2 protein-coding genes are annotated in these 1,842 nt (G+C 64.7%); both read right to left on the reverse strand.

Features of this window, described 5'->3' with window-relative positions; translation table 11 throughout:
* Window positions 1–251 precede the first annotated feature (251 nt).
* A complete protein-coding gene (locus AC1D01_RS32885; protein WP_477873680.1) occupies window positions 252–1,391 on the reverse strand; it encodes a branched-chain amino acid ABC transporter substrate-binding protein in 1,140 nt (379 codons plus the stop codon).
* 229 nt (window positions 1,392–1,620) lie between these two features.
* Window positions 1,621–1,842: hypothetical protein (locus tag AC1D01_RS32890; RefSeq protein ID WP_477873681.1), on the reverse strand; the 222-nt coding region annotated here is incomplete at its 5' end.

The following is a 1,842-nucleotide window of genomic DNA, read 5'->3' on the forward strand; positions in this document are numbered from 1 at the left end:
CAGCACGCTTCGTGCACTGACTGTCGCCGACTGTTTGACCACAACGAGCGAAGCGAGTGGCGGGAGTTTCGGCGACGGGCCATGAAACCAGTCAGCGCAGGGGAGTCATCGCCCCGCCAGGGGCGATGACCGAACCGGCCGGCGCGCCACGGCCTCCCCCCACGCGCCTTGCCGCACAGAATCAATGAGTGGAAATGAAAAAGGGGCGCCTCGCGGCGCCCCCTTCTGCATGGCAGTGAACGGAAGACCGATCAGCGCACCACGGCGATCTGCTCGCGCTTCTCACCCTTGTAGGTGAAGAGCGTCAGCGCGCCGTTCTTGACGTCGCCCTTCTCGTCGAACGAGATCGTGCCCGTCACGCCCTTGTAGCCGTCGGTCTTGGCCAGCACCGGCAGGTACTTGGCCGGGTCGGCGGAACCGGCCTTGACCATCGCGGCAACCATCACGTTGACGGCGTCATAGACGTACGGCGAATAGATCTGCACGTCGGTGCCGAACTTCTTCTTGTAGTCTTCACGGAACTTCTCCATGCCGACCTTCTGCGTGCCTTCGACACCACCGGCTTCGGCGCAGACGACCTGGCCGTCACCCATCGCGCCAGCAGCCAGCTTCGGCAGCTCGCCCGAGCAGATGCCGTCGCCGCCCATGAACTTGGCGTTGATGCCCAGCTGCTTCATCTGGCGAATCATCGGGCCGGCCACGGCGTCCATGCCGCCGTAGAACACCACGTCGGGGTTCTTCGACTTGATCTGGGTCAGGATGGCGGTGAAGTCGGTCGCCTTGTCGGTCGTGAACTGGTGCGAGACGGTCGAGCCGCCCGCGCCCTTGACGCCCTTCTCGAACTCGTCGGCAACGCCCTGGCCATAGGCCGTGCGGTCGTCGATGACGGCGATCGACTTGCCCTTCAGCTCCTTGACGGCATAGCGGCCCAGCGTGCCACCCAGGTGCACGTCGTCAGCCACCACGCGGAACGTGGTCTTGTAGCCGTTGCGGGTGAACTTGGGGTTCGTGGCCGACGGGCTGATCTGCGGAATGCCGGCGTCGCTGTAGACCTTGGAGGCCGGGATCGACGTGCCCGAGTTCAGGTGGCCGATCACGCCGTTGACCTTCGAGTCGACCAGCTTCTGGGCGACAGCCGTGCCTTGCTTCGGATCGCCAGCGTCGTCTTCAGCCTGCAGCTCGAGCTTGACCTTCTTGCCGCCGATCGTCACGCCCTTGGCGTTCAGTTCGTCGATGGCCATGCGCGCGCCGTTCTCGTTGTCCTTGCCGAGGTGGGCAATGCCGCCGCTCGTCGGGGCGACGTGGCCGATCTTCACGACTTCCTGGGCGGACACCGCACCGGCGAACAGGGTGACAGCGGCAGCGACCAGGACATTGAGTTTGTATTGCATGCAAAAACCTCCGGGGTTTGGGAAAGACTGGATAACGGGTGAGGAGTCAGCCTCAGCGGGCGCAACGTTAACCCAAAAAAAACCGCCTCCATTGCGGGAATCCTCGGGTCTGGCTGCGCGATGTCCTCAAGGGATCAGGGGTTGGGCTCGCTGTGACATGGCGACACAACGAGCAAGTTCCGGGCCGCGTTGATAGGGTAAACGACAGCCCCGCAGCGCGGCGGCTGGACTATCGGCCGCGGGTGCGCTGCAGCTCCTGCGCGACCGCGCGGGTGACGATCTCGCGCAGCGTCGTCGCGAGCTCGTTGCGGGTGTCGCGGATCAGCGAATCGGCCATGCGCGCCAGCGTCGGCGCGAGCAGTTCGCGCAGCTTGTATTCGAAGACCAGGTCGAGCTGGCGCTGCACGTCGGTGAGCACGCGCTGGACGATGGCTTCTTCGTTGAGCGGGGC

This window comes from Rhizobacter sp. P3_B12 (genome assembly GCF_056402895.1).

Coding starts and splice junctions, on each gene's coding strand:
- AC1D01_RS32885 (WP_477873680.1), bottom strand. CDS start 1,391: ATGCAATACAAACTCAATGTCCTGGTCGCTGCCGCTGTCACCCTGTTC.